Here is a 3,879-nt window from a genome sequence, read left to right as displayed (position 1 = left end):
CCATCACCGCTATCGCCGCCCAGTCCTTTAGCGGCACATCCACGACGGTCCGCGTAACCGGCCCTCCCGCGACGTTCAGCGATCAAATCGATTCGGCTGAGCAGGATTTGATTGTCATCTCCGTCGTGACCGCCGGGCTGATAGCGCTGATCTTGCTGGTCATCTACAGGTCACTGTTTACCGCGTTGCTGCCTCTGTTGGTTATCGGGGTCAGCCTTGCGGTAGGGCGCGGAGTGCTCTCGGCGCTGGGCGAAGCGGGAATGCCGGTGTCGCGATTCACCATCGCGTTCATGACGGCGATTCTGTTGGGCGCCGGCACCGATTATTCGGCATTTTTGATCAGCCGGTATCACGAGCAGCGCCGCCAGGACGTCTCGGCTGACCTCGCGGTGATCAACGCAACCGCCACCATCGGCCGGGTGATCCTGGCCTCCGCCGCGACTGTGGCGTTTGCATTTCTGGCCATGGTTCTTTGCAAAGCTGAGCGTTTTTGGCGCGCTGGGCCCAGCGTGCGCGATAGCCGTCTTCGTCGGAGTCGCGGCCACCGTGACATTGTTCCCTCCGGTATTGGCGCTGGCCGCCAAACGGCGGCATTGGCGAACCCAAAGCCGACCGCACACGCCGCTACTGGAACTGGATCGCCGTGGCCGTAGTCCGCCGACCCACCCCACTGCTGGCCGCCAGCCTGGCCCTTGTATTAGGGCTAGCGGCTGTCGCGCTGACCATGCGCATGAGCTACGACGACCGCCAAGGAGAGCCGGACACAACCGCCAGCAACGAAGGTTATCACCTGCTGGACAGGCACTTTCGCAAAGATATCGTCATCACCCAGTTCATGGTCGTGGAATCACGGACCGATATGCACACCGGTAAAGGCCTGGCCGACCTGGATGAGATGGCGTCTCGCGTGTCGCAATTGCCGGGCGTCACCAAAGTATCCGGCGTCACCCGGCCCACCGGGGCACGACTCGATCAGGCACAGCTCTCTTGGCAAAACGTCCAGATCGGCAACAAGATGGCCGATGCCGTCGCCAAAGGAGACGCCCACAAGACCGATCTCACCAAACTCACCGGCGGTGCCGACCAACTCGCCAGCGGCCTGGCGCAACTTGACACCACCCTTCGCACAGCGTTGACTCCGCTGACCGGTATCCTTAACCAAGCCCAGTCCAGCGGCTCGCAATTTCAGCGCTTTCGCCCTCTGCTGCAGCAACTTTCGACTACCACACCGACCATCGACCAAGCTATCCGAGCCGGACCTGGGCTACGTCAAGAAGCTCAACAAGCTCAGAATGCGATCGCCACGATCGACCCGCTGGTCGGTGCGCTCAACACCTCCCCCTGGTTTGCCTCCACACCCGAGTGCACCCAGATCCGCGACCAGGTACGGATTCTGGTGACCTTGCGCGATGGCGGCTTTTTCAGCCAGCTCGCCAACCTCGGCGACATGTACCAGCCGGGCGGCGATACTGCGGGGGGCACCATGGCAGACCTGCAGAACACGGTCACCTCGCTGAACAAGGCGTTCGGAGCGCTCGGCGACCCCGCCGACATGGCCGGCAACATCCGCCGCCTCCAAAACGGCATCAGCCAGCTCGCATCGGGCGCACAAGCCCTAGCCACCGGTGTGCATACCCTTGCCGACAGCAACATCGAAATGTTGTCCGGCATGAGTCAGATCGCCACCCAACTACAGAATTCCGCGCGGTCCAGCGCCGGTTCGGACAACTCCAGCGGCTTTTGCCTCCCGGCTAACGCCTTCGAGAATCGCCAGTTCTCCGATGTGGCAAAGCACTTCCTGTCCGCTGACGGCAAGACCGCACGCTTCGCCATCGAATCCAGCTACAACCCCTACAGCAGCGAAGCGATGGATCTCGCTCAGAAGATCACCCAAGTTGCCGATGCTGCACGCCCAACACCTCCTTGGCCAACGCCAAAATATCGATGGCCGGATTCCCCGCCGTCAACTCCGATATCCAGCGCCTTCTGTCGGCCGACTTCCATCTGCTGGCCATTGCCACGCTCGTCATCGTCGGACTGATCCTCGTCGTTCTCCTGCGCGCCTTGGTGGCCCCGCTCTACCTGCTCGGTACGGTCGTGCTCAACTACGCAGCCGCACTGGGCATCGGGACGCTCGTTTTCCAATACGGCCTCGGTAAGAAAATCGCTTGGCTGGTACCGCTTTTGGCGTTCATCATCTTGATCGCGGTGGGCGCCGACTACAACATGCTGCTGATCTCGCGGTTACGCGAGGAATCCGCTCACAACATCCGCGTCGGCGTACTGCGCACGGTCGCAAACACCGGCTCAGTCATCACTTCCGCCGGGCTCATCTACGCGGCCAGCATGTTCGGCCTTATGGTCGGTTCGGTCGCGATCATGATCCAAGCCGGGCTCATCATCGGCTGTGGCCTACTACTCGACACCTTTGTTGTCCGCACTCTCACGGTTCCCGCGATCGCCACATTGCTCCGTGAGACCAGCTGGTGGCCGCAACGTAAACGTGAGGACGCTTGAAACTCTTGCATTTTGACTAAAATACCGACGATTACGCACCTTCATCTGAGTCATGAGCGGTGTTGGGTCCAGCGAAGCGGACGAGCTGGTCAAGAAGCTCTCCGAAACCGGCGATGTCGCCGTGGGCGGCGAAGTGTTCGGGTTCTACCGTGATGAAAACCGCTGTTGCGGTGAAACGAATGACGCCATCTTCACCGACCCCCTCGCCAGTGTAAGGCACGTCCTTGCCGCACGCTGATACGTGCGCTAATGCGGTGGGGCTGGTGTAGCGGAACCGGCGCTAGATACTCGATCGCGAGATTGCGCGTGACCGCAGGCGTGCCGGCGATCCACAGGGTGAAGCCCAAAAGGTCGTCGCACGCCGCCGCGATAGCCCCGCCGTGCGCCAAGCCGGGCGCACCGATATGACGCTCATCGAATGCCACATCGGCATATACCTCATCGTCCAGACGATAGACCTCTAGCTGCAGGCCACTGGAATTCTCGGGTCCCGCAACCCATACAGGTAGGCGTGTGTGACGGCAGGCGTTGCGGTTCAGTTGAATTTGGAGCATCCAAGGTTGCGGCCTCGTTTCCGGTTGGACGTGTTCGATAACTTCGGCCATTGCGGCCTTAAACGACGAGAAATCCCGCATTAAGGTGCCGAACGCAGCAACTTGGCGTATGCCGACCTGGCAAAGTGCAGCTCATGGTCACGGCGAGCCGCGCCGGGCGATCCAAGCGCCAGTACGGTCCGCTTCGGCGCGATACCGTTAGCACGGTACCGCAGGCATTTTGGACACGCTGCGTCACGATGGTCGAACACCGTCAGGGGGCCATTCGTCGACGCCGTCTTCGAGCGGCACATCCAGAGATCGCAGGAGCGCAGAAAAGAGTCGCCAGTTGCCAATCGCCGCGACAAGTTCTACAAGGAGCCCCGGGTCTGCTTGCAACGCATCTCGGCACACAGCCCACGTGCCATCCGAGATGGTGCCGTCACGCAGTGTCTCATCGGTCGCCGCAAGTACAGCACGTTCGGCATCGCCAAAGTGGTTAGCATTCTGCCAATCTCGCACCGCGAGCAGGTCACGCTCGGACACGTCGAGCATTCGTGCGAGTCGCCAATGTTGCGTCCATTCATAGACCGAGCCGGTGACCCAGCCGATTCGCATGATGATCAGCTCTCGCAGCCGCGCGTCGAGGTCCCCGGTCCACAGCAACGCCTCCAGCAGTCCGTTCAAGGCCATTGCCACACTAGGCTGGTGAAGCGCGATTCGGAATATCGACAACTCCGCTATGGCTTCGGGGATGCCACATTGAGCAGCGCGCCGGCGCGCGTCTGTCAGGCCGAGCATTTCGACGCGGTTTCCACTGCCCACAGTC

Annotated in this window: 1 protein-coding gene and 2 pseudogenes; 1 reads left to right on the top strand and 2 read right to left on the bottom strand. The window is 61.3% G+C overall.

The window, feature by feature from the left end:
• A pseudogene (locus HMPREF0591_RS28505) lies at nucleotides 1-2,517 on the top strand (MMPL family transporter); the annotation flags it as partial.
• A 31-nt stretch (nucleotides 2,518-2,548) separates the two neighbouring features.
• Here HMPREF0591_RS28505 and HMPREF0591_RS31655 read toward each other — a convergent pair.
• Both HMPREF0591_RS31655 and HMPREF0591_RS28495 read right to left on the bottom strand, forming a co-directional pair.
• Nucleotides 2,549-3,018: pseudogene (locus HMPREF0591_RS31655) on the bottom strand (PaaI family thioesterase).
• Between the two features lie 287 nt (nucleotides 3,019-3,305).
• Nucleotides 3,306-3,851 carry a carboxymuconolactone decarboxylase family protein gene (locus HMPREF0591_RS28495; RefSeq protein ID WP_007172288.1) on the bottom strand — a complete coding sequence of 182 codons (546 nt, stop codon included), beginning with the start codon at nucleotides 3,849-3,851 and terminating at the stop codon, nucleotides 3,306-3,308.
• Between the last annotated feature and the right edge of the window lie 28 nt (nucleotides 3,852-3,879).

This window comes from Mycobacterium parascrofulaceum ATCC BAA-614, from assembly GCF_000164135.1.
GTDB lineage: Bacteria > Actinomycetota > Actinomycetes > Mycobacteriales > Mycobacteriaceae > Mycobacterium > Mycobacterium parascrofulaceum.
The sequence above is the reverse complement of the archived record's forward strand: the minus strand, read 5'-3'. Positions and strand labels throughout refer to the sequence as shown.

Bases quoted from the DNA above. Each gene is read 5' to 3' on its own strand.
- HMPREF0591_RS28495 (WP_007172288.1), bottom strand. From the start codon at position 3,851: ATGCTCGGCCTGACAGACGCGCGCCGGCGCGCTGCTCAATGTGGCATC.